Source organism: Aeromonas sp. FL131, from assembly GCF_049860615.1.
Classification (GTDB): Bacteria; Pseudomonadota; Gammaproteobacteria; order Enterobacterales; family Aeromonadaceae; genus Aeromonas; species Aeromonas hydrophila.
In genome coordinates, this window is record NZ_CP187595.1 from 69,082 (window position 1) to 91,023 (window position 21,942).

17 protein-coding genes and 14 tRNA genes are annotated in these 21,942 nt (G+C 60.6%); 26 read left to right on the plus strand and 5 right to left on the minus strand.

Going from position 1 to position 21,942, the window contains the following annotated elements; all coding sequences use genetic code 11:
* Positions 1-13: 13 nt before the first annotated feature.
* The 21 genes from ybgC to ACPW75_RS00490 all read left to right on the plus strand — a co-directional run bounded on the left by ybgC (position 14) and on the right by ACPW75_RS00490 (position 7,213).
* Complete coding sequence (gene ybgC, locus ACPW75_RS00390) at positions 14-421, plus strand: tol-pal system-associated acyl-CoA thioesterase (RefSeq protein WP_011707367.1); 408 nt, start codon at positions 14-16, stop codon at positions 419-421.
* Positions 411-1,100 (plus strand): protein TolQ, encoded by a 690-nt coding sequence (gene tolQ, locus ACPW75_RS00395; protein ID WP_011707366.1) that lies wholly within the window; start codon positions 411-413, stop codon positions 1,098-1,100. Before ybgC ends, tolQ begins: the two co-directional genes overlap by 11 nt.
* Positions 1,100-1,546, plus strand: a complete 447-nt coding sequence (gene tolR / locus ACPW75_RS00400; protein ID WP_011707365.1) for a protein TolR — start codon at positions 1,100-1,102, stop codon at positions 1,544-1,546. Before tolQ ends, tolR begins: the two co-directional genes overlap by 1 nt.
* A gap of 5 nt (positions 1,547-1,551) precedes the next feature.
* Entirely contained in the window at positions 1,552-2,715 is a 1,164-nt protein-coding gene (gene tolA, locus ACPW75_RS00405) for a cell envelope integrity protein TolA (RefSeq protein WP_011707364.1), read from the plus strand.
* 94 nt (positions 2,716-2,809) lie between these two features.
* Positions 2,810-4,135: a Tol-Pal system beta propeller repeat protein TolB gene (gene tolB, locus ACPW75_RS00410; RefSeq protein WP_011707363.1), complete on the plus strand. Its 1,326-nt coding sequence runs from the start codon at positions 2,810-2,812 to the stop codon at positions 4,133-4,135.
* Positions 4,136-4,184: 49 nt separating this feature from the next.
* Positions 4,185-4,709: a peptidoglycan-associated lipoprotein Pal gene (gene pal / locus ACPW75_RS00415; RefSeq protein ID WP_005304908.1), complete on the plus strand. Its 525-nt coding sequence runs from the start codon at positions 4,185-4,187 to the stop codon at positions 4,707-4,709.
* 158 nt (positions 4,710-4,867) lie between these two features.
* Positions 4,868-5,677, plus strand: coding sequence for a tol-pal system protein YbgF (ybgF, locus tag ACPW75_RS00420; RefSeq protein WP_024945827.1), 810 nt, complete (start codon positions 4,868-4,870; stop codon positions 5,675-5,677).
* A gap of 174 nt (positions 5,678-5,851) precedes the next feature.
* A tRNA-Lys gene (locus ACPW75_RS00425) sits at positions 5,852-5,927 on the plus strand.
* A 31-nt stretch (positions 5,928-5,958) separates the two neighbouring features.
* Positions 5,959-6,034 (plus strand) — tRNA-Val (locus tag ACPW75_RS00430).
* A gap of 48 nt (positions 6,035-6,082) precedes the next feature.
* A tRNA-Lys gene (locus ACPW75_RS00435) sits at positions 6,083-6,158 on the plus strand.
* Positions 6,159-6,179: 21 nt separating this feature from the next.
* Positions 6,180-6,255, plus strand: a tRNA-Val gene (locus tag ACPW75_RS00440).
* Positions 6,256-6,278: 23 nt separating this feature from the next.
* Positions 6,279-6,354 (plus strand) — tRNA-Lys (locus ACPW75_RS00445).
* A 17-nt stretch (positions 6,355-6,371) separates the two neighbouring features.
* Positions 6,372-6,447 (plus strand) — tRNA-Val (locus tag ACPW75_RS00450).
* A gap of 22 nt (positions 6,448-6,469) precedes the next feature.
* Positions 6,470-6,545 (plus strand) — tRNA-Lys (locus tag ACPW75_RS00455).
* A 17-nt stretch (positions 6,546-6,562) separates the two neighbouring features.
* A tRNA-Val gene (locus ACPW75_RS00460) sits at positions 6,563-6,638 on the plus strand.
* Positions 6,639-6,660: 22 nt separating this feature from the next.
* A tRNA-Lys gene (locus tag ACPW75_RS00465) sits at positions 6,661-6,736 on the plus strand.
* Between the two features lie 17 nt (positions 6,737-6,753).
* Positions 6,754-6,829 (plus strand) — tRNA-Val (locus ACPW75_RS00470).
* Between the two features lie 24 nt (positions 6,830-6,853).
* Positions 6,854-6,929: transfer RNA gene (locus tag ACPW75_RS00475), tRNA-Lys, on the plus strand.
* Between the two features lie 17 nt (positions 6,930-6,946).
* Positions 6,947-7,022 (plus strand) — tRNA-Val (locus ACPW75_RS00480).
* Positions 7,023-7,045: 23 nt separating this feature from the next.
* Positions 7,046-7,121: transfer RNA gene (locus ACPW75_RS00485), tRNA-Lys, on the plus strand.
* 16 nt (positions 7,122-7,137) lie between these two features.
* Positions 7,138-7,213: transfer RNA gene (locus ACPW75_RS00490), tRNA-Val, on the plus strand.
* A gap of 49 nt (positions 7,214-7,262) precedes the next feature.
* On the opposite strand, the gene ACPW75_RS00495 is transcribed toward ACPW75_RS00490, so the two are convergent.
* Positions 7,263-9,368, minus strand: a complete 2,106-nt coding sequence (locus tag ACPW75_RS00495) for a methyl-accepting chemotaxis protein (RefSeq protein WP_077097406.1) — start codon at positions 9,366-9,368, stop codon at positions 7,263-7,265.
* Between the two features lie 140 nt (positions 9,369-9,508).
* Between ACPW75_RS00495 and nadA the strand changes: the two genes are divergently transcribed.
* Positions 9,509-10,582 (plus strand): quinolinate synthase NadA, encoded by a 1,074-nt coding sequence (nadA, locus tag ACPW75_RS00500; protein WP_045789014.1) that lies wholly within the window; start codon positions 9,509-9,511, stop codon positions 10,580-10,582.
* Positions 10,583-10,652: 70 nt separating this feature from the next.
* On the opposite strand, the gene ACPW75_RS00505 is transcribed toward nadA, so the two are convergent.
* Together ACPW75_RS00505 and gap are read right to left on the minus strand one after the other, a co-directional pair.
* Positions 10,653-11,519, minus strand: a complete 867-nt coding sequence (locus ACPW75_RS00505) for a D-hexose-6-phosphate mutarotase (protein WP_077097404.1) — start codon at positions 11,517-11,519, stop codon at positions 10,653-10,655.
* Positions 11,520-11,634: 115 nt separating this feature from the next.
* Complete coding sequence (gene gap / locus ACPW75_RS00510; RefSeq protein WP_011707358.1) at positions 11,635-12,630, minus strand: type I glyceraldehyde-3-phosphate dehydrogenase; 996 nt, start codon at positions 12,628-12,630, stop codon at positions 11,635-11,637.
* 346 nt (positions 12,631-12,976) lie between these two features.
* Between gap and malQ the strand changes: the two genes are divergently transcribed.
* The 4 genes from malQ to msrB all read left to right on the plus strand — a co-directional run bounded on the left by malQ (position 12,977) and on the right by msrB (position 20,016).
* Positions 12,977-15,166 carry a 4-alpha-glucanotransferase gene (gene malQ, locus ACPW75_RS00515; RefSeq protein WP_179101489.1) on the plus strand — a complete coding sequence of 730 codons (2,190 nt, stop codon included), beginning with the start codon at positions 12,977-12,979 and terminating at the stop codon, positions 15,164-15,166.
* Between the two features lie 82 nt (positions 15,167-15,248).
* On the plus strand, positions 15,249-17,426 hold the full coding sequence (gene glgB, locus ACPW75_RS00520) for a 1,4-alpha-glucan branching protein GlgB (protein ID WP_077097400.1): 2,178 nt from the start codon (positions 15,249-15,251) through the stop codon (positions 17,424-17,426).
* On the plus strand, positions 17,426-19,567 hold the full coding sequence (glgX, locus tag ACPW75_RS00525) for a glycogen debranching protein GlgX (RefSeq protein ID WP_077097398.1): 2,142 nt from the start codon (positions 17,426-17,428) through the stop codon (positions 19,565-19,567). Before glgB ends, glgX begins: the two co-directional genes overlap by 1 nt.
* Before the next feature lie 56 nt (positions 19,568-19,623).
* Positions 19,624-20,016 (plus strand): peptide-methionine (R)-S-oxide reductase MsrB, encoded by a 393-nt coding sequence (gene msrB, locus ACPW75_RS00530; protein WP_077097396.1) that lies wholly within the window; start codon positions 19,624-19,626, stop codon positions 20,014-20,016.
* A gap of 80 nt (positions 20,017-20,096) precedes the next feature.
* Here msrB and chrA read toward each other — a convergent pair whose 3' ends face one another.
* Together chrA and ACPW75_RS00540 are read right to left on the minus strand one after the other, a co-directional pair.
* Complete coding sequence (gene chrA, locus ACPW75_RS00535) at positions 20,097-21,248, minus strand: chromate efflux transporter (RefSeq protein ID WP_077097394.1); 1,152 nt, start codon at positions 21,246-21,248, stop codon at positions 20,097-20,099.
* 231 nt (positions 21,249-21,479) lie between these two features.
* Positions 21,480-21,923, minus strand: coding sequence for a nucleotide triphosphate diphosphatase NUDT15 (locus ACPW75_RS00540; RefSeq protein ID WP_077097392.1), 444 nt, complete (start codon positions 21,921-21,923; stop codon positions 21,480-21,482).
* Positions 21,924-21,942 lie beyond the last annotated feature (19 nt).

A 21,942-nucleotide genomic window follows, 5' to 3' on the forward strand; every position in this document is an offset into this window, starting at 1 on the left:
ATCACAGATTGTTATGGGGGAAGTCTCTGAGTTTCCGGTACGGGTCTACTACGAAGACACCGATGCCGGGGGCATCGTCTACAACGCCAATTATCTCAAGTTTATGGAACGTGCTCGCACCGAGTTCCTGCGCTGCGGCGGCATCGAACAGGATGTCATGCTGCGCGACGGGTTCGCGTTTGTGGTGAGTCGAACAGAGATCGATTTCCGCTCGGCGGCCCGATTTAATGAGCTTTTGACTGTATTAACGCAAGTGACTGAAGTGAAACGCGCCTCCATGCGTTTTTCACAACGGATACTGGCGGCTGATGGACGACTGATCACCCAGGCCATGGTACAGATAGCCTGTGTCAGTCATCCGCATATGAAACCTGTTGCAATACCTGAAAATGTGAAGGGAGTGCTGTTAAGTGCACGCTGAAATTTCGTTTATTGGCCTGTTTTGGCAAGCCAGCCTGCTGGTAAAACTGGTCATGATGACCCTGATGGGTATGTCGGTAGTCTCCTGGGCGCTGATCATCCAGCGTTCCAAGGCCATCAAGGCAGCCAATCTCGCATCGGAGCAATTTGAAGACAGATTCTGGTCCGGGGTCGATCTGAATCGTCTCTACCAGGAGTCCTCCTCTCGTCGCGACGACATCGAAGGCATGGAAGACATCTTCTACTCCGGCTTCAAGGAGTACGCCCGTCTGCTCAAGGCCGGTGCCCGTGGTCAGGATGCAGTGATGGACGGTACTTACCGTGCCATGCGGGTCTCTCTTTCCCGCGCCGTGGACGAACTGGAATCCAACCTGCCGGTGCTGGCGACCATCGGCTCCATCAGCCCCTACATCGGTCTGTTTGGTACCGTCTGGGGAATCATGAACGCCTTTATCGCCCTGGGTCAGGTGCAGCAGGCCACCCTGCAGATGGTGGCACCCGGTATCGCGGAAGCGCTGATCGCCACCGCCATGGGTCTGTTTGCCGCCATCCCGGCCGTTATCTTCTACAACCGCTTCTCCAACAAGGTCGAGCGGCTGGAAAACGCCTACGCCAACTTCATGGACGAGTTCACCACCATTCTGAACCGTCAAATTGCTCAGCAGCAGGGTGATCAGTAATGCAAACCTATCAGCGGATCCGGCGCAAGAAGGTGGCCGAGATCAACGTGGTTCCCTATATCGACGTCATGCTGGTGCTACTTATCATCTTCATGGCGGTGACGCCCGTGATCACGCAAGGGGTCAAGGTTGACCTGCCGCAGGCGGAATCCGAGCAGTTGCCGGAAGATGCCAAGCCGCCCTTCATCGTCAGCGTCAACACCGAGGGTGAGTACGTCATCAAGGCCGGCGAGGCCGATGACGAGCCGGTGCCTGCCGGTACTCCCGAGGCGATGCAGCAATACATCACCGAGAAGGCCATGGGTTACCTGGCCATCAACCAGAACGCCCCCGTGGTGGTCGCCGGCGACAAGTCGGTGCGCTACGAAGAGGTGATCCTGCTGATGGTGGCCCTCAAGAAAGCGGGTGTGCCTCAGGTCGGCCTGATGACGGATCCGGTGAACTGACGGAGATGGATGTGAAGCGTGGTATTTCCGGTTATCTCATCGCGTCGCTTCTGCTGCACCTGATCATCGGCATCATCCTGTTTGTCGGGCTCGACTTCAGCAAGCCGAAGCGACCCGAGTCGAAGGGGCAGATCGTCAATGCCGTCATGCTCGACGAGAATTTCCTCAACGAGCAGGCCAAGCAGATCCAGCAGCAGAAGTCTCAGCCCAAGCCGCAGAAGGTAGAGAAAGAGAAGGATAAGGAAGACACGGACATCGCCAAGCGCGAGCTGGCCCAGCAGCAGGAGCGGCTGCGTATCGCCGAGACCAAGCGCAAGGAGGCCGAAGAGGCCACCCGCAAGGCCGAGGCTGAAAAGCAGAAGAAGGTAGCCGAGCAGAAGCAGGCGGAAGAGAAGGCCCAGAAGGCCGAGGAAGCCCGCAAGCTGGAAGAGCAGAAAGCCAAGAAGGTGGAAGCCGAGCGCAAGGCCGCGGAAGAAGAGAGCAAGGCGCTGGCGCTGAAGAAGAAAAAGGAACAAGAGAAGAAAGAGGCCGAAGAGAAGCAGGCCAAGGCGGACGCAGCCAAGAAGGCGGAAGCCGAGAAGAAGGCCAAGCAGGAGGCTGAGAAGAAAGCCAAGGCCGAAGCGGACAAGAAAGCCAAGGCGGAGGCCGAGAAAAAGGCCAAGGCGGAAGCCGACAAGAAAGCCAAGGAGGCCAAGGAAGAGGCCGCCAAGAAGGCAAAAGCTGACGCAGAGAAGAAAGCCAAGGCGGAGGCCGACAAGCAGGCCAAGATCGCGGCAGAGCGCAAGCGCAAGGCGGCCGAGGAGGCCAAGCTGCAAAAAGAGATGGAAGACATGATGCAGCAGCAGCTGGCGGCTGAGGCCAATGCCCGCAGTCAGGCGGCATCTGCTGCAGCGCAGGGCGAGGTCGACAAATACGCGGCACTCATCAAGGCGACTGTTGAGCGATATATGATTTTGGATCCCACCATGCGGGGCAAAACATGTACTATCGGCGTACGTCTTGCGAGCACTGGCTTTGTCATCTCGGTAGATAACGGCCAGGGTGACCCGGCGGTATGTCGTTCCGGCAAGGCGGCCGTATTGAAGGCCAACCAACTGCCGGTGCCGAAGGATCCTGCGGCGTTCGAGATGTTGAAGGAGTTCAACCTCAAGTTGGAACCGAGCATCTAAGGCCTGGGTAAGGTAAATCGTGTAGCGTGGTTGGCAGCATCTTGCCGAGAAAGGAAGTTAATCTCTCATTTTTTTGGAACCGAGTATTTAAGCCATGATAAGAAAAGTGTTTTTTGCTTTGGTTGGCTGTTTGTTGCTGGGCCAGAGCGCCCAGGCGGCCTTGGACATCGTCATCACTGGCGGTATCGACAGTGCCCGACCCATTGCGGTCGCCCCCTTCAAGTGGGAAGGCAATGGCCAGCTGCCGCAGGACATCGCGGAAGTGGTCTCCAACGACCTGATGCGTAGCGGCAAGTTCAAGCCGCTGGCTCGTGGCCAGATGCCGCAGACGCCGAGCACCAGCGGCGAAATCAACTTTGCACCCTGGGCTTCGCAAGGGGTCGAGGCCGTGGTGGTCGGTTCCATTGCCGCTGTCGGTGACGGTACCTACAAGATCAACTTCGAGCTGGTCGACGTGCTGAAGGGCCAGCTGGCCAAGGCGCAAGGTGGCGAGAGCAACGGCTACATCCTGGACAGCCGCATGGCGACCATCCCGGGCGCCCAGATGCGTCAGTTCGCTCACCGCATCTCCGACATCGTCTATGAGCGTCTGACCGGCGAGCGTGGGGCCTTCCTGACCCGCCTGGCTTATGTCTCCGTCCAGCAGGGCACCCAGTTCCCGTATCAGCTGCGCATCGCCGACTACGATGGTTACAACGAGAAGACCCTGCTGCGCTCCCGCGAGCCGCTGATGTCCCCGGCCTGGTCGCCGGATGGCAGCAAGCTGGCCTACGTGAGTTTCGAGAACCAGAAGTCCGAGATCTACGTGCAGGATATCTACACCCAGCAGCGCAGCCTGATCACCAGTTTCCGCGGGATCAACGGTGCACCTGAGTGGTCGCCGGATGGTCGTCGTCTGGCTATCGTTCTCTCCAAGGATGGTTCACCGAACCTCTATGTGGTTGATGTCGCTAGCAAGCAGCTGACCCGCGTCACAACCAGCCGGGTGATCGACACCGAACCCTCCTGGATGCCGGACGGGCAAAATTTGTTGTTCACCTCTGAACGTGGTGGCAAACCCCAGATTTATAGCGTAAATTTGGCGACTGGTATGACTCGCCGGATGACTTGGGAAGGTGAATCCAACCAGGGCGCATCCATCACTCCTGATGGCAAAATCATGGTGATGGTGACTCGTGTTCAGGGGCAGTACCGTATTGCCCGCCAGGACATGGAAAACAATGCCCTGCTGGTCCTTACCCAGAGTGCGCTGGATGAGTCGCCAAGTGTGGCTCCCAATGGCAGCATGATCATTTATGCCACCATCTATCAGGGTCGTAAGAGTCTCGCGTTGGTGTCGACTGATGGTCGCTTCAAGGCTGTGCTTCCGACCAGTAGCGGTGAAATTCGTGCACCAGCTTGGTCGCCCTTCTTGAATTGATAAAAATCCAATTGTTTTTTGTTTTGTTATAAAGGTTTAAGGAAATAGCATGCAACTCAATAAACTGCTCAAGGGTTTGGCCATCGCACTGCCACTGTTCACCCTGGCCGCTTGTAGCTCTTCTTCTGATTCTGACGCCGCTGGCGCTGAGTCAGGTATGACCGACGGCATGGGCGGTGTACAAACCGGCGGCGCCAACGGCATGTTGTCCCCGGAAGAGCAGATGCGTCAGAAGTTCGAAGCGCTGCAACGTGACAACGTGATCTACTTCCCGTTCGACGGTTACGATATCCAGGGTCAGTATGCTGATCTGCTGGATGCCCACGCCAGCTACCTGCGCGAGCGCCCGAGCGTTAAAGTCCTGATCGAAGGTCACGCCGACGAGCGCGGTACTCCGGAGTACAACATCGCCCTGGGCGAGCGTCGTGCCAAGGCCGTTGCCAAGTATCTGCAAACCCTGGGTGTGCAGGCCGAGCAGCTCTCCATCGTCAGCTATGGCGAAGAGAAGCCGCTGGACATGTCCCACACCGAGGATGCCTTTGCCAAAAACCGCCGTGCGGTTCTGGTTTACTAAGGTTTAAACCGAACGAAGTTCGTTTATATGCAAGCGGCCATTTCGATGGCCGTTTTATTTGCACTAAACGCCAAGGTTTGATCCGAATGAAATCTGCATAAGCGAGCGACGATGGCGCTGGCCGTTTTATTTGCCCTAAACGCTAAGGTTTGATCCGAATGAAATCTGTGTACAAGCAAGCTGTTGTTGCGCTGGCCGTATTGGTTGCTCTGAATGCGCAGGCGGCGGCTCCCGTCAGCGATCTGAGCGGTGACTCGGGTGGCGGTGTTGTCCTTAGCGGCAACAACGGCGCTATAGTGCCCACCGGCAGCCTGGAAGACAGGGTTGCCCTGCTGGAACGCACCCTCAATGCCCGTCTGCGGCTGCAAGCTGAATTGCAGCAGCAGGTCGACTCCCTGCAGGGGGAAGTCTCCGAGCTGCGCGGTCAGCTGGAACAGCAGACCTACCAGATGGAACAGTCGCAAGAGCGTCAGCGTCAGCTCTATCAGGAGCTCGACAAGGTGGCCAACAGCCAGCCTGCTGCTACGCCAGCAGCCCCGGCAGCCGCTGCTGCGAGCGCGACACCGGCTGCTGCGGCCAACTACTCGACCAATCTGAATGAGAACCAGGCCTACGATGCGGCCGTGAACATGGTGCTCAAGGAGAAGAACTACGACAAGGCCATCCCCGCCTTCGAAGGGTTCATCAAACAGTATCCAAGCTCGAGCTATGTCCCCAATGCCCATTACTGGCTGGGTCAGCTGTTGTTCAACAAGGGGGACCGGACCGGCGCTGCTGCCCAGTTCACCACGGTGGCAACCAAGTTCAGCAAGTCGCCCAAGCGAGCCGATGCGCTGTTGAAGCTGGGCATGCTGGCACAGCTTGACGGCAAGAAGGCGGAAGCGAAGAACTTCTATGAGCAGGTGATCAAGGGCTATCCCAACACCTCGCCGGCCCAACTGGCCAAGCAGAGTTTGAGCAAGCTGTAACATTGCTGCATGTCACTGTTTTCGTAACAGTCTTGTAAATACAGCCCCGCTTTGTATGCGCAATGAACAAACAGATTGAATTTAAGATTTTTCTATTGCGCCAGGATGATAAATCCGTAATATAGGCCGCCGTCAGAGCCGGTGCAGTATTGCAGTCGGTTCTGGTCGTGGTGAGGGTCGTTAGCTCAGTCGGTAGAGCAGTTGACTTTTAATCAATTGGTCGCTGGTTCGAATCCAGCACGACCCACCATTCTCTCCACCAGGTGGAGACAGCATTCCCAGGTCGCTTAGCTCAGCTGGGAGAGCACCTCCCTTACAAGGAGGGGGTCACTGGTTCGATCCCAGTAGCGACCACCAGTTTTAAACTGTTTGCCAAGGCAAGCAGTGTGCCAGGCAAGTCGGTGTGGGTCGTTAGCTCAGTCGGTAGAGCAGTTGACTCTTAATCAATTGGTCGTAGGTTCGATCCCTACACGACCCACCAATCTGGCCACAAGAATTCCCAGGTCGTTTAGCTCAGCTGGGAGAGCACCTCCCTTACAAGGAGGGGGTCACTGGTTCGATCCCAGTAACGACCACCAAGTTTGTAAAAAATGATTTAGATGGGTCGTTAGCTCAGTCGGTAGAGCAGTTGACTTTTAATCAATTGGTCGCTGGTTCGAATCCAGCACGACCCACCATCATTTCAAGAATCCCAGGTCGTTTAGCTCAGCTGGGAGAGCACCTCCCTTACAAGGAGGGGGTCACTGGTTCGATCCCAGTAACGACCACCAAGTTTGTAAAAATGATTTAGATGGGTCGTTAGCTCAGTCGGTAGAGCAGTTGACTTTTAATCAATTGGTCGCTGGTTCGAATCCAGCACGACCCACCATCATTTCAAGAATCCCAGGTCGTTTAGCTCAGCTGGGAGAGCACCTCCCTTACAAGGAGGGGGTCACTGGTTCGATCCCAGTAACGACCACCAAGTTTGTAAAAATGATTTAGATGGGTCGTTAGCTCAGTCGGTAGAGCAGTTGACTTTTAATCAATTGGTCGCTGGTTCGAATCCAGCACGACCCACCATCATTTCAAGAATCCCAGGTCGTTTAGCTCAGCTGGGAGAGCACCTCCCTTACAAGGAGGGGGTCACTGGTTCGATCCCAGTAACGACCACCAAGTTTGTAAAAAAATGATTTAGATGGGTCGTTAGCTCAGTCGGTAGAGCAGTTGACTTTTAATCAATTGGTCGCTGGTTCGAATCCAGCACGACCCACCATCATTTCAAGAATCCCAGGTCGTTTAGCTCAGCTGGGAGAGCACCTCCCTTACAAGGAGGGGGTCACTGGTTCGATCCCAGTAACGACCACCAAGTTTGTAAAAAATGATTTAGATGGGTCGTTAGCTCAGTCGGTAGAGCAGTTGACTTTTAATCAATTGGTCGCTGGTTCGAATCCAGCACGACCCACCATCATTTCAGAATCCCAGGTCGTTTAGCTCAGCTGGGAGAGCACCTCCCTTACAAGGAGGGGGTCACTGGTTCGATCCCAGTAACGACCACCAGATTGAAAAAGCCCGCAGCAATGCGGGCTTTTTTTATGGCCGTTCGGCATCAGGTTCTCAGCCGCTCGAGCTGGGTGGCCAGTGCTGTGGCGGCCTGCTCCAGCTGCTCGCTCAGGTGATGGCTGGCGTTGGCCTCCTGCCCCAGGGTGGTGGCGGCGTCGCCGATCCGCATCAGATTCTGGTTGATGGTGTCGCTGACGGCGCTCTGCTGCTCGGCCGCCGTGGCCACCTGGCTAATGTGATCGTGGATCTGCTGGATCTGGGTGACCACCTGATTGAGGGCCTCAAAGGCCTGCTCCGTCCCTTCCACCGTGCTGGCCGAGCGAGTGATGCCGGTACTCATCAACTGCTGGCTGCTGTTGACCTCGGTCTGCAGGCTGCCGATGAGCTGACCTATCTCGTCGGTGGACTCCCGGGTCTTGTTGGCCAGCGCCCGCACTTCGTCCGCTACCACGGCAAAGCCGCGCCCCATGTCGCCGGCCCGCGCCGCCTCGATGGCCGCATTGAGCGCCAGCAGGTTGGTCTGCTCGGCAATGGCTCTTATCACGTCGAGAATGCGGCTGATGTTGGTGCTGCGCTGGGCCACCTGGGCGACGGCCTTGTCGGCGAGGTGCATGTCTTCAACCAGGGAGTGGATCTCGGTGCGGGCCCGGCTCAGGGTCTGCTGGGCCGTGCTGATGTGATGGGTGGCCGTCTCCGATTCCTGGGCTGCCTGCTCGGCATAGCCCGCCACACTGACCGCCGTGGTGCTCATCTGATGCATGGCACTGACCACGCTTTCCAGCTCCAGACTCTGCTCGTCCAGACTGCTGCGCATGGTATCGGCCGTCTGCTTCATGCCCTGAGCCTGCTGGTGCACCTGCTGGCCAATCTGCTTGCTGCCCTGAACCATGCCGCGCAACTTGCCGAGGAAGGCGTTGAGGTGGCCGCCCAGCTCGATCAGCTCCTGGTGGGTGTCTATCCTCATCTGCTGGGTCAGGTCCCCCTCGTTGCTGGAGAGGTGGGACACATGGCGGCTGATGAGGGAGAGGGGGGCCGTGATGGTCTGGATGAACCAGATGAGCAGCGCCAGCGCCAGCAGGGTGATGACGACGATGGCGATCAGCTGTTGCTGCTGGGTGGCCTGCAGCAAGTCGCCAAGCTGGTTGCTGATGGTGTTGGCCTGACTGAGGGCCAGCGCCTTGGGCACCTTGAGCATCAGCCACCACTGGGTATCGGCGGCGTCGATCCTGACCGGTTGTTGCAGGATGAAGTCGGTCTCGGTGTCCTGCTCCTGGCCGGTGGGGGCGGTGAGGCCGGCTTCCGTCAGCGGCCGCCCCAGCTTGTCGGCGTGACGGTTGCTGCCGACGATGAGGCCCATCTTGCTGACCAGAGTGACCTCGGCCTGGTTGTCATACAGGCTCTTGCCGAGGTTCTCGGCCAGTTGCTGGAAGATGGGCAGGTTCATGTCGACGCCGGTGATGCCGGCAAACTTGCCGGCTTTCAGAACGGGCACCGTCAGGCTGGTCATCAGCATCTTGTTGCCTGGGCTTATCTCGTAGAGGTAGGGCTCCATCAGACAGGGGCGCAGGGTGTCGCGGCCGCACAGGTACCATTCGCTGTTGCGGATGCCGAACTCGTTGACCGAGGTATCGTATTTGGCGGCACTGGTGGCGGCATCCACCGGCTGCTGGCTGATCTGGCCGCCCTGGTCGCGAGTGAAATAAATTTCCAGGCTGCCCTTGCCGACGACGGAGTGGGAGGCGCCGGCTTGCCAGCTGGCATCCTGGCCGTCGTACCCGTCGGGTTCAAACTGGGCATAGATGGAACTGATACCGCCCGCTTGCTGCAGTCGGCTTTGGAGCAGCGTCTCGACCTGGGGGCGGCTCAGCAGCCTGTCCGGCTGCGCCATGCTGCCCTCCAGCTGGGCCGCCATGCCCAGCGGCACCTGATAGGACTGCTGCAGCAGGTCGGCGATCTGCACCGCATAGCGTTCGGCCTGGAACTGCAGGGTACGGGAGACTTCCTGCTCCAGCGCCTGGCGGGTCTGGCTGACGATGTTGCTGCGCAGGGTGTTCAGCGAGGAGGACTGCATCAGGGTCATGGCGAGGCCACTGGCGAGAAACAGCCCCATGGTGAGCAATAGCAGCTTGGTTTTGAGGGAACGTTGTTTCATTCGACAACTCCTTTGGCAAGAATGACAACGAATTACTTGAGTATATTCGGACACTTGTGCAGCACCGGATTTGTTGATGGGTTTGTGCGCGGCTTCTGGTTATAATTTTTGCCTTTCCAAGCGTTGATGGAACAGTCGCAATGAGCAATGCACTGAACAATGTCCCGCCGGTAGTCGAGATGGACTATCCGTTTCCGGCCAAGCCCCTTCCCCTGAGCGCCGAGCAGAAGACGACCCTGATCGCAGACATCAAGGCACTGCTCAAGGAACGCAAGGCGGTGCTGGTCGCCCACTACTACACGGATCCCGAGATCCAGGCGCTGGCGGAGGAGACCGGTGGCTTCGTCGGCGACTCCCTCGAGATGGCCCGCTTTGGCCGCGATCATGAGGCACAGACCCTGATCGTCGCCGGGGTGCGCTTCATGGGAGAGACCTCCAAGATCCTGAGCCCCCACAAGCGAGTCCTGATGCCGACGCTGGAGGCCGAGTGCTCGCTTGATCTGGGTTGCCCCATCGAGCAGTTCTCCGCCTTCTGCGACGCCCATCCCGACCATATCGTGGTGGTCTATGCCAATACTTCGGCGGCGGTGAAAGCGCGGGCGGACTGGGTGGTCACCTCCAGCATCGCGCTGGAGATCGTCGAACATCTGGACAGCCAGGGTCACAAGATCATCTGGGGCCCGGACCGTCACCTCGGTGCCTACATCGAGAAGAAGACTGGCGCCGAGATGTTGCGCTGGCAGGGGCACTGCATCGTCCACGACGAGTTCAAGGCCCGCGCCCTGCGTGAGCTGAAGGAGCAGAATCCGGATGCCGCCGTGCTAGTCCACCCGGAGTCCCCTGCCTCGGTGATCGAGCTGGCCGATGCGGTGGGCTCTACCAGCCAGCTGATCAAGGCGGCCAAGGAGCTGCCCCAGCAGAAGCTCATCGTGGCGACTGATCGCGGCATCTTCTACAAGATGCAGCAGGCCTGCCCGGAGAAAGAGATGGTGGAGGCGCCGACCGGTGGCGATGGTGCGACCTGCCGCAGTTGCGCCCACTGCCCCTGGATGGCGATGAACGGCCTGGTGGCCATCAAGGAGGCCCTCACCGATGGCGCCGAGCGTCACGAGATCCTGGTGGACGAGGATCTGCGGGTGAAGGCCTTGATCCCGCTCGACCGCATGCTCAACTTCGCCGCCGAGCTCAGGCTCAAGACCCAGGGCAATGCCTGATCACCAAGACAAAGAGATGCAAAGAGGGCTCCCGCGGGAGCCCTCTTTATTTATCTGAACCTCATCCAGCTCAGATGATCACGGTGGAGAAGCTGTGCTCTTCATCCGGTGCGACGGTCACGCCTGCCTCGCTGGCGATGGCGGCTTCGACGCACAGCATGGTGCGATAACCATCATCGCTCATGTCGGCCATGGCGCGGGCGCCTTCCAGCCAGGGGGTCCAGACCACCACGCTGTCGTGGTTGCCGCTGACTACCCGGGTCTCGCGTTCGCCATCCTGGATGCTGACGTGAGCCGCAGGCTGCCAATAGACCCGATCCAGCGGGCCGTTCAGGGTCAGAGGGCCCTGCTGCTGGCCATTCTGGCCGGTCAGCTTGTCGGCATAGGGCTCGCCAAGGCCGCTGACGCTCACTGACTCCGGTGAACTTATCTGCAGGTAGGTGTGCAGGGCGCCGCTGTAGACGAGCGGTGCTTTGCCGGTGTTGCGGGTGGTCAGTACCAGGGCCAGCTCCTTGCCGACCAGCACGTCCAGCTCCAGCTCAAAGGCATGAGGCCAGAGCTGACGGGTTGCCTCGTTGTCACGCAGAGAGAGGTGTACCAAAGTTCCGTCTCCGTGATCGGAGACACCGTCCAGCGTCCACAGGCTGGTGCGGGCAAAGCCATGGGAGGGCTTGCCGCTGCCGACGCGGGCAGGGGCCGGGCCGAACCAGGGCCAGCAGAGGGGAATGCCGCCGCGGATGGGTTTGCTGCCATCCAGTACCGCCTTGTCGCTGAGCCAGATGGAGGCGGGTTCGCCGTGACGCTGGTAGCTCAGCACGTGGGCGCCAAACAGACTGATTTCTGCCTTGGCGTAGCCGTTGTCGACGGTCAGCAGGGGTTGGCCAGCCGGGTGGTGGCTGAGGGTACAGTGGGCAGTCAGAGAGCGTGTCGGTTGCATGAGGACTCCTGTGCTCGCGCACATTCAGAAGAGAGGGTTGGAAAAATCCCGGTCCAGAATACAAAAAGGCGGCCCATGGCCGCCTTTTTCAAGCTACTTGATTGCGTATCCCAAATTACTTGGAGATGTGAGCGATCAGGTCCAGAACTTTGCTGGAGTAGCCCATTTCGTTGTCGTACCAGGATACAACTTTAACGAATTTGTCGTTCAGCTGGATACCAGCCTTGGCGTCGAATACGGAGGTCTGACGCTCACCCAGGAAGTCGGTAGATACAACTTCGTCTTCGGTGTAGCCCAGAACGCCCTTCATGGCGCCTTCGGAAGCAGCTTTCATCGCTTCGCAGATTTCTGCGTAGGTGGCAGCTTTCTTCAGGTTGACGGTCAGGTCAACAACAGACACGTCCGGAGTCGGAACGCGGAAAGCCATACCGGTCAGCAGGCCTTTCAGTTCCGGGATAACCACGCCAACAGCCTTGGCAGCACCGGTAGAGGACGGGATGATGTTCTGAGCCGCACCGCGGCCACCGCGCCAGTCTTTGGCAGACGGACCATCAACGGTCTTCTGGGTAGCAGTGGTAGCGTGAACGGTAGTCATCAGGCCGGACTCGATACCGAAGGTATCGTTCAGAACCTTGGCGATCGGAGCCAGGCAGTTGGTGGTGCAGGAAGCGTTGGAAACGATGTCCTGGCCAGCATAGGTAGCGTCGTTAACGCCCATTACGAACATCGGGGTAGCGTCTTTGGACGGACCGGTCAGAACGACTTTCTTGGCGCCGGCAGCGATGTGCTTGCGAGCAGTCTCGTCGGTCAGGAACAGACCGGTAGCTTCGGCAACAACGTCAACACCGATTTCGCCCCATTTCAGGTTGGCCGGGTCACGCTCAGCGGTAACACGTACGGTTTTGCCGTTGACAACCAGGTTGCCGTCTTTGACTTCAACGGTGCCCTTGAAGCGGCCGTGAGTGGAGTCGTACTTCAGCATGTAGGCCATGTAGTCAACGTCGATCAGATCGTTGATACCAACCACTTCGATGTCAGAACGCTCAGCGGCCAGACGGAAGACGAAACGGCCGATGCGGCCAAAACCGTTAATACCTACTTTGATAGTCATAATTGGTTACCTAACTGTTCAGTAGTCAAAGAAAATTCCGTTTGTAAATTTACTAGAACTCCCCCGTGAGTCAACCAACAATCTGTCTGAAATTGCGCTATATCATGAAAAACTGTGAAATTTATTTTCTGTTTATGTAACTGACTACCAGCTTTTGTCGAAATAACTATCTATCTCCTGGCGGTGCGGTTATCAACAATAGTGCCTGCTCGGTCACACAACCAGCCAGGCAGATGTGTAAAAATGTGCGCGGTTTAGCATGGCCCATAGAGCCACTGTTCAAGTACCACCCATAAAAATTAATCAAAATAGTATAGATAGAATCCACAGCGGGAATTCTCAAACTATGACCACCCTGATTGAACAGCTGGCTGCCGCCAAAGGTATCGCCAGCGAGTATGTTGATGCCTGGGGCCACCCGGCTCAGGTATCCGAAGAGAGCAAGGCCGCCATGCTGGGCGCCATGGGTTACCGCGTCGATGACGAGGCCGCCCTGACCGAGCAGCTTGAGCAGGAGCACCGCCAGCACTGGCTGCGTGCGCTGGATCCCGTGATGGTGCTCCGCAGCGGCGAGCCCATTACCCTCGAAGTTCGTCTGCCCATCGAATTCGTCAACGACGCCCTCAGCTGGCAGCTCAAGCTGGAGCAGGGCGGCCTGTTGTCCGGTCAGCTCACCCCCATCGACGGCGAGCTGGTCGGTGTGGCCGAATTCGAAGAGATGGAGTGCCAGGCCTATCGCGTGGCTCTGGCTGTGCAGCCCGAGCTGGGTTATCACGATCTGATCCTGCTGGAGGAGGGCAACGACGAGCCGCTCGCCAGCATGCGCCTCATCGTCGCGCCCAAGGCGTGCTACAAGCAGCCTCCCATCGCCAATGGCCGCAAGGTGTGGGGTCCGAGTGTGCAGCTCTACTGCCTGCGCAGCCGCCACAACTGGGGCATCGGCGATTTCAGCGATCTGGGCCAGCTGGTCGAGAAGATGGCCGCCTGGGGCGCCCACTTCGTCGGTCTCAACCCGATTCATGCCCTCTATCCGGCCAACCCGGAGAGCGCCAGTCCCTACAGCCCCTCGTCTCGGCGCTGGCTCAACGTGGCCTACATCGATGTGGAAGCCGTGCCCGAATTTCTGGCCAATGCCCGGCTCAAGGCCGAGGTGGCGAACCCCGCCTTCCAGCAGCACCTGAGTGAGCTGCGTGCCAAGGGCAACGTGGATTACACCGGCGTCGTCGAGACCAAACTCGGCATGCTGCGTCAGGTGTTTGACCAGGCCAGTCTGAGCGCCGAGCGTCAGGCCGCCTTCGATGCCTTCGTTGCCGCCGGCGGCGACAGCCTGCAGCAACAGGCCGCCTTCGATGCCCTGCAGGCTCACTTCTACGCCAAAGGCGAGAATGCCTGGGGCTGGCCGGTGTGGCCGGAACCGTTCCGTGACTACCACAATCCCGAAGTGGCGGCCTGGATGGCCGAGCATAGCCAGGATGTGAATTTCTATCTTTATCTGCAGTTCCTGGCCGACGAGCAGCTGGCCCGGGCCGACGCCCGTGCCAAGGCGGCCGGCATGGTGATGGGGATCTACCGCGATCTGGCGGTGGGCGTCTCCGAAGGCTCCACCGAGATCTGGGCCAACCGGGATCTCTACTGCCCGAAAGCCTCGGTCGGTGCGCCGCCCGATATTCTGGGTCCGCTCGGCCAGAACTGGGGCCTGCCCCCCATGAACCCGAACCAGCTGTTCGAGGCGGCCTACCAGCCGATGGTGGATCTGTTCCGTGCCAACATGCGCTCCTGCGGCGCGCTGCGCATCGACCACGTGATGGCCTTGCTGCGCCTGTGGTGGGTGCCGCCCGGAGAGTCGGCCGCCAAAGGCGCCTACATCTATTACCCGGTCAACGACCTGCTCGGCATCCTGGCCCTCGAGTCCCACCGCAACCAGTGCCTGCTGATCGGCGAGGATCTGGGTACCGTGCCGGAGGGGATCGACGTGACCCTGAAAGAGAACGGCGTCCACTCCTACAAGGTGTTCTTCTTCGAGCGCTCCAAGGCCGATGGCGGCTTCATCTCTCCGGCTCACTACGCCGAGCAGGCCATGTCGGCGCTGACCACCCATGACATGCCGACCCTCAAGGGCTTCTGGCATTGCGACGATCTGGCGCTGGGACGCGAGCTGGGCTTGTATCCGGATGAAGACGTACTCAAGACCCTGTATGCTGATCGCCACCAGGCCAAGCAGCGGATCCTCGACAGCCTGCACGGCCACGGGGTGATCTCCGGCAACATCAGCCACGACGTGAACTGGGTCGGCATGAACACCGAGCTCAACCACGGTCTGCAACTGCATATGTCTCGCGGCAGCTGCGCCCTGTTCAGCACCCAGCTGGAGGATTGGCTGGAGATGGACAAGCCGGTCAACGTGCCGGGCACCAGTTACGAGTACCCGAACTGGCGCCGCAAGCTGTCTACCGATCTGGAGGATATTTTTGCCAATGAGGCGCTCAAGGCGCTGGCAGGCAAGATGAGCCAGGCCCGTGACGAGGCCAGTCGTTGAGCCACTGCCGACAAAACGTGACTCACTTACATCCGCTTCGGCCCAGGCCGGAGCGGATGCTCAGCTATGAAAGGAAATCTCGATGCTCGTTGAACGTTTGGTTGCAGCCCGCTGTTCCGATCCCTTCTCCCACTTAGGCCTGCAGGCCAATCCGGATGGGCCCGGCCTCAAGCTGACCGTCTGGTTACCCGATGCCCAGGCCGTACGGGTCAGGGATCTCAAGTCGGGCAAGATTGTTGCCACCTTGGCGCCCACCGATGATTCGGGCCTCTTTGAAACTGTTTTCACCCGCCGTAAAAATCCCTTCCCCTACCAGTTGCTTGCCGACTACCCAGATGCCAGCGTCGAGGTCATCGACCCCTATCAGTTCCAGGATGCGGGCTGGGCCGGGTTGGCGGAACTCACCTACCAGCCGGAAAACCTCTACCATACGCTCGGTGCCCAGCTGCGCACCGTGGAGCATCTGGATCAGCAAGTGGAAGGGGTGCGTTTTGCGGTCTATGCGCCGAGCGCCACCGCGGTGAGCCTCATCGGCGATTTCAACTTCTGGGATGGCCGTCGCCACCCGATGCAGCGCAGCCAGTGCGGTCACTGGGTGCTGTTCGTGCCGGGCCTCAAGGCCGGGGATCGCTACAAGTTCGAACTGAAAGACCCGGCCGGCAACCGGCTGCCGCACAAGAGCGACCCGGTGGGTTTCTACTGCGAGCAGTACCCCTCGTTCGCCTCCGTGGTCTATGACCACGACCAGTACCAGTGGCAGGATGCCGCCTGGCGCGAGAGCCAGCTCAACGACAAACGCGAGCAGCCGCTCTCCATCTACGAGCTGCACGTGGGCTCCTGGAAGCGTCACCCCAACGGTGACAGCCTGAGCTGGCGCGAACTGGCGGTGGAGCTGGTGGATTACGTCAAGGGGATGGAGTACACCCACATCGAGCTGCTGCCGGTCTCAGAGCACCCGTTCAGCGGCTCCTGGGGCTACCAGCCAGTGGGCATGTTCTCGCCCACCAGCCGCTACGGCACGGCTGATGATTTCAAATACTTCGTCGACCAGTGCCACCAGGCCGGTATCGGCGTCATCCTTGACTGGGTGCCTGCCCATTTCCCGTCCGATGCCCACGGGCTGGCCCGCTTCGACGGCACTCCGCTCTACGAGTACGAGGATCCGCGCCGCGGCTGGCACCCGGACTGGAACTCCTACATCTATGATTTCGGCCGCAATACGGTGCGCCAGTTCCTGGTGGCCAGCGCCCTGTTCTGGCTCGACAAGTTCCACGTCGACGGCCTGCGGGTGGATGCGGTCGCCTCCATGCTCTATCTGGACTATTCGCGCAACGCCGGCGAGTGGGTGCCCAACGTCGATGGCGGCAACCACAACTACGAGGCGATCAGCCTGCTGAAGTGGACCAACGAGGAGGTGTACGGCAAGTACCCTCACGCCATGACCATCGCCGAGGAGTCCACCGCCTTCGCCGGGGTCTCCCGTCCCACCTTCCTGGGCGGCCTGGGTTTTGGCTTCAAGTGGAATATGGGCTGGATGCACGACACCCTCACCTACATGCAGAAAGAGCCCATTCACCGTCGCTACCACCACAACGACATGACCTTCTCCATGGTGTACCACTATGACGAGAACTTCATTCTGTCGCTCTCCCACGACGAGGTGGTGCACGGCAAGCACTCCATGCTCTACAAGATGCCGGGGGACGAATGGCAGCAGGCGGCCAACCTGCGCGCCTACATGGGCTTCATGTATGCCCACCCCGGCAAGAAGCTCAACTTCATGGGCACCGAGATCGCCCAGAGCAACGAGTGGAATCACGATGCCCAGCTGCCCTGGCACCTGCTGCAGTATCCCAAGCACGGCGGCCAGCAGCGGCTGATCCACGATCTCAACCACCTCTACCGTCATGAACCTGCCTTGTATCAGGCGGATTATGAGCAAAACGGCTTCCGCTGGCTGGATCACAACGACGCCGACAACAGCATCTTTGCCTGGCTGCGGGCCGACAAGCAGGGGGCCAACCCGCTGGTGGTGGCCTGCAACTTCACGCCGGTGCCACGGCTTGCCTACCGGCTCGGGGTACCGGCGGCCGGTCACTACCGGGTGGTGCTCAACACCGACAGCGAGCATTACTGGGGCAGCAACTATGATGTGGGTCTGGTCTTCGTCGCCGAGCCGACCCCCTGGCAGGGGATGGCGCACAGCATAGTGCTGGATCTGCCGCCGCTCGCGACCTTGTTCATCAAACAGGAGTCTTGATGTTCGCAATGGAAAAGGGGCAGGACCATCCGCTGGGGGCCCTGCTCGACGAGACGGGTTGTCACTTCTGCGTCTGGGCGCCGCAATCGGACAAGGTGGAGCTCTGCCTGTTCGACGAGCAGGAGCGGGAGCTGGCGCGCCTCGAGCTGCCCGGCCGGCGCGGCCAGTACCGCTTCGGCCATGTGCGCGGCGTCAAGGCCGGTCAGCGCTACGGTTACCGGGTGCACGGCACGTCGCAGGAGGGGATGCTGTTCGACCCGGACAAGCTGCTGATCGACCCCTACGCCAAGGCGCTCAGCCGCCCGACCCACTGGGATGATGCCCTCTATCAGGGGGACAGTGCGGCCATGGTGGCCAAATCCGTGGTGGTGGACGATGCCTTCGACTGGCAGGGGGTGGGCAAGCCCGCCATCGAGCCGGCCCGCACCGTCATCTATGAAACCCACGTCAAGGGCTTCACCCGCCAGCATCAGGGGGTGCCGAGCGAGCTGCGCGGCACCTATCTGGGCATCTGCCACCCGCTTATCATCGAGCATCTCAAGTCTCTTGGCATCACCTCGGTGCAGTTGATGCCGGTGGCGGCCTTCATGTCCGAGCCCAGGCTCGAGCAGCTGGGGCTGACCAACTACTGGGGTTACAACCCCATCGCCTTCTTCGCCCCCGAGCCGCGCTATGCGGCGCAAGAGGCGGTGACCGAGTTCAAGACCATGGTGCGCGAGCTGCACAAGGCCGGCCTCGAGGTGATCCTGGATGTGGTCTACAACCACACCGCGGAGTCGGGCTTCGACGGCCCCATGCTCTCCTTCAAGGGCTTTGACAACGCCGGTTACTACGCCTTCGAGGCGGGGGCGCACGGCCCCGATTACACTCGCCACGCCAACGTCACCGGCTGCGGCAACAGCGTCAATCTGGATCACCCCAACAGCCTGCGGCTGGTGCTCGACGCCCTGCGCTACTGGGTCACCGAGATGCAGGTGGATGGCTTTCGCTTCGATCTGGCGGTCACCCTGGCGCGGGAGGCGGGCGAGTTCGACCCCATGGGGGCCTTCTTCAAGGCCATGATGGCAGACCCCGTGCTGGCACGGGTCAAGCTCATCGCCGAGCCCTGGGATATCGGCCCGTTCGGCTATCGGCTCGGCCAGTTCCCGAGCCAGTGGCTGGAGATCAACGACCGCTACCGCGACACGGTACGCGCCTTCTGGCGCGGTGATGCGGGCAAGATGGGGGACTTTGCCACCCGGCTGGTCGGCTCACGGGATCTGTTCCCGAAGAACTGGCGATCCCCCCATACCAGCGTCAACTACCTCTGCTATCACGACGGTTTCACCCTGGAGGATCTGGTCTCCTACAACCAGCGCCACAACCAGGCCAACGGCGAGGACAACCGGGATGGCCACGGCAACAACCTCTCCAACAACCACGGGGTGGAAGGGCCGACTCTGGATCCGCGGGTCAACAATCTGCGCCAGCAGCAGAAGCGCAACCTGATCGCCACCCTGCTGTTGTCGCAAGGCACCCCGCACTTCCTCGCCGGCGACGAAATGGGCCGCAGCCAGCTCGGCAACAACAACGCCTACTGCCAGGACAACCAGATCAGCTGGGTCAACTGGCAGTGGCGGCCGGAGGATGAACGGCTGCTCGCCTTCACCCAGCAGATGCTGGCGCTGCGGGCGGAGTCCACCGTCTTCTCCAACCTGCAGCTGAGCGACGACAGCTGGAACGGCGCCCCCAGCAGCTGCCATCAGGTCAACTGGTATCACCCGGACGGCCATCAGCTCACCGATCAGGACTGGCACGCCCCCATGGGGCAGGCGTTCGCCATGGACATCGGCATGATCGGCTGCGGCGGTGAGCGCTGGTACGTGCTGTTCAACGCCAGCGACTACGACATCCAGTTCCGTCTGCCGCCGCCGGGGGAGGGGCTGGAGTGGATCCAGACCATCGACACCGCCACCAACGACGGGCTGCCGTTCCTGCCCGACGATATCAAGCGGCAGGTGGCGGTGGGCCGGGCCCACTCCCTCAAGCTGCTGGAGCGGGTCGCCCTGAGTGCGGTGGCGCTGGCCGAGGAGGGAGTGGTCGCCACCCCGGATGTTGCCGTCGTGTTGCCAACCGGATCACAGTTCCCGCTGGCGGGGTAGAGCGCGGCGCCCTGACTGGGTATGCTGGGCACCGATATTCACGGCAAGGAGTCAGTATGAGCGGCAACACCCCCAACCCCGAGCAGTGGCGCCGGCAGTTGAGCGCCGAGCAGTATCACGTCTGCTGGGAGAAGGGCACGGAGCGTCCCTACAGCGGCGCCCTGCTCCACAACCGCAAGAGCGGCGACTACCTGTGCGTCTGCTGCAAGCAGGTGCTGTTCCACTCGGATGCCAAATTTGACTCGGGCTGCGGCTGGCCCTCGTTCGATCGGGCCATCGAGGGGACCGTGACCTACACCGAGGATGGCAGCCACGGCATGAAGCGGGTGGAGATCACCTGCAGGCAGTGCGGCTCCCACCTCGGCCACGTCTTCCCGGACGGGCCGACCGAAACCGGTCAGCGCTACTGCGTCAACAGCCTGAGTCTGGATTTCGATCCCGAGCCCTGAGTCTGGCGCCGGGCATCAATGCAAAAACGGCCCCCTGCCTCGGCAGGGGGCCGTTTCTTTGTGGCCGCTGCCTGGGCCTATCAGGCCAGCAGCAGGGTGGCGACCACCAGCAGGGTGGCCAGCGCCAGAATGGGCAGCTTGAGTCCCCGCAGCAGATAGAAGCCGATGGCGGCCAGCGCCAGATCGGTAGGAGCCAGCACGGCGCTCTGCCAGACCGGCTGATAGAGCGCCGCCAGCAGCAGACCCACCACGGCGGCGTTGATACCGGCCACGGCACCGGCGAGGCGAGGGCGGGCCAGCCAGCTCTGCCAGCAGGGGCCCATGGCCCACAGCAGCAAAAAGCCGGGCAGGAATAGCGCCAGGGTCGCCAGCAGAGCGCCGCCCACCGGGCTGGCCGGCAGCAACTGGGCGCCGAGATAGGTCGCTAGGGTGAACATGGGGCCGGGCACCAGCTGGGCCAGGCTGTAGCCGGTCAGAAACTGCTGCTGGTTGAGGCTGTGGCCCACGCTCTCCGCCAGCAGGGGCAGCACCACGTGGCCGCCGCCAAACACCAGGCTGCCGGCCCGATAGAAGTCGGCGACCAGCTGGCCGACGGGGCCTCCCAGCAGTGGCAGGCCGACAAACAGCAGGGCAAACAGCAGCAGGGTAGGCCAGTGGGGTTGGTGCACAGGCATGGACTGAGCCGGCGAGGGCTGTGGGTCTGGTGTTTGCGGTGCGTCGATGCGGGCACAGAGCAGGGCAGCGCCCGCCAGCATGACGAGCTGGGTGAGCAGGCCGGGCTGCCACCAGAGGGCGGCCGCGGTGGCGACCATGATCCCCTGATTGCGCGTGGTCTTGCAGAACTGGCGGCTCATGGTGAGCACTGCATCGGCGACCACCACCAGCGCCAGCAGCTTGAGGCCGTGCAGGGCGGCATCGAGCCAGATGTTGTTGCCGAGCTGGCCCAGACCGATGGCGGCGGCCAGCAACAGCAGAAAGGAGGGGAGGGTGAAACCGGCGAAGGCGGCCAGCGCCCCAGCGAGCCCGGCCCGCTGGCGGCCGATGGCAAAGCCGAGCTGGCTGGAGGCGGGGCCCGGCAGCAGCTGGCAGAGGGCCAGCAACTGGGCGAATTCGGCCTGGGTCAGCCAGCCCAGTCGCTCGACGAAGGTGCGCTGGAAGTAGCCGATATGGGCGGCGGGTCCGCCGAAGCTGACACAGCCCAACCATAAAAACTGAATAAACACCTGCCCCACGTCCTCACTCCCTCGTTGTCATCATCGCCCCGATGATATGACAAAGCGGTGACTTTTTTATGACAAATCAGGGGCTGCTGGCAGGTTGCCGCGCCTTGTTAGCCGCAGGTCACTCCATCGGCTGGCCTGGTTGTGGCAGATAGCAACGGCCAGCAAGCCAGCAGGCGATGGTCTATGGGGTGGGCTGGTTTGGCGTCGGCAGATAGCAACGGCCAGCCAGCAGGCGATGGCTTATGGGGCCGGCTGGCTCGAGGTCGGCAGGTAGCAACGATTCGCCAGCCAGCAGGCGATGGACTGGCGGCTGGCATCGAAGTGGGGCTCGGGCAGATTGCGCGGATCGCACCAGACCCAGCCTTCGCACTTCTCCGGCTCCAGCAGCTGGGGCTCTCCCTCTACCTCGGCCAGCAGGGTGACCGAGACATAGTGCAGGCCGCTCTCACGCCAGGTCTCCAGGTTGTTGGTGACGGCGATGACGCTGGAGTTGCTGATCTGAAAACCCGTCTCCTCGGCCACTTCCCGGATCGCTGCCGATTCGAACGTCTCTCCCAGTTCCAGATGACCGCCGGCGATGGACCAGTAGGGGGCGTGGCTGCCCTTGCGCTTGCCAAGCAGCACCTGGCCCTGGCGGTTGGTGAGGATCACGCCGACACCGACGCGGGGATAGGGAGTAGACATAAGAAGAGCTCCTTGCTGA

Excerpts from the sequence above, each read along its gene's own strand:
- gap (WP_011707358.1), bottom strand. The coding sequence starts at position 12,630 with ATGACTATCAAAGTAGGTATTAACGGTTTTGGCCGCATCGGCCGTTTC.
- malQ (WP_179101489.1), top strand. The coding sequence starts at position 12,977 with ATGACCACCCTGATTGAACAGCTGGCTGCCGCCAAAGGTATCGCCAGC.
- ACPW75_RS00495 (WP_077097406.1), bottom strand. The coding sequence starts at position 9,368 with ATGAAACAACGTTCCCTCAAAACCAAGCTGCTATTGCTCACCATGGGG.
- tolR (WP_011707365.1), top strand. The coding sequence starts at position 1,100 with ATGCAAACCTATCAGCGGATCCGGCGCAAGAAGGTGGCCGAGATCAAC.
- glgB (WP_077097400.1), top strand. The coding sequence starts at position 15,249 with ATGCTCGTTGAACGTTTGGTTGCAGCCCGCTGTTCCGATCCCTTCTCC.
- ACPW75_RS00540 (WP_077097392.1), bottom strand. The coding sequence starts at position 21,923 with ATGTCTACTCCCTATCCCCGCGTCGGTGTCGGCGTGATCCTCACCAAC.
- nadA (WP_045789014.1), top strand. The coding sequence starts at position 9,509 with ATGAGCAATGCACTGAACAATGTCCCGCCGGTAGTCGAGATGGACTAT.
- ACPW75_RS00505 (WP_077097404.1), bottom strand. The coding sequence starts at position 11,519 with ATGCAACCGACACGCTCTCTGACTGCCCACTGTACCCTCAGCCACCAC.
- pal (WP_005304908.1), top strand. The coding sequence starts at position 4,185 with ATGCAACTCAATAAACTGCTCAAGGGTTTGGCCATCGCACTGCCACTG.
- msrB (WP_077097396.1), top strand. The coding sequence starts at position 19,624 with ATGAGCGGCAACACCCCCAACCCCGAGCAGTGGCGCCGGCAGTTGAGC.
- ybgF (WP_024945827.1), top strand. The coding sequence starts at position 4,868 with ATGAAATCTGTGTACAAGCAAGCTGTTGTTGCGCTGGCCGTATTGGTT.
- glgX (WP_077097398.1), top strand. The coding sequence starts at position 17,426 with ATGTTCGCAATGGAAAAGGGGCAGGACCATCCGCTGGGGGCCCTGCTC.
- tolB (WP_011707363.1), top strand. The coding sequence starts at position 2,810 with ATGATAAGAAAAGTGTTTTTTGCTTTGGTTGGCTGTTTGTTGCTGGGC.
- ybgC (WP_011707367.1), top strand. The coding sequence starts at position 14 with ATGGGGGAAGTCTCTGAGTTTCCGGTACGGGTCTACTACGAAGACACC.
- tolA (WP_011707364.1), top strand. The coding sequence starts at position 1,552 with ATGGATGTGAAGCGTGGTATTTCCGGTTATCTCATCGCGTCGCTTCTG.